This is a genomic window from Marinomonas sp. TI.3.20, from assembly GCF_038155025.1.
Classification (GTDB): domain Bacteria; phylum Pseudomonadota; class Gammaproteobacteria; order Pseudomonadales; family Marinomonadaceae; genus Marinomonas; species Marinomonas flavescens.
Genome location: NZ_JBAKAS010000116.1, coordinates 1 through 277, shown reverse-complemented (window position 1 = coordinate 277; position 277 = coordinate 1). Strand labels below are relative to the sequence as shown.

General features: G+C 54.9%; 1 protein-coding gene. It reads left to right on the top strand.

The genetic code is table 11. From position 1 onward, the window contains the following. The coding region (locus tag V6259_RS19805) for a hypothetical protein (RefSeq protein ID WP_341585992.1) at positions 1–277 on the top strand (277 nt) is incomplete at both ends.

Here is a 277-nt window from a genome sequence, read left to right as displayed (position 1 = left end):
GCGGATGCGGATCTAAGTGGTCTGACCGACGGCACGATTACCGTCAGCGCTGTAGCAACTGATGATGCGGGCAACACGTCAACTAAAACGGATACGTTAGATTTAGACACCAGTGCGGACACCGACAACAACTTCAGCGTGACCGTGGCTACAAGCGACGAGATCACCAACGCGGGTGAAGCGAACTCTGTTAGCGTGACCTTGGGTGGCGTGGACGCGGATGCACAAACCGTGAAAGTAACGTTCAGCGATGGCACCAACAACGTGGTTGTGGATG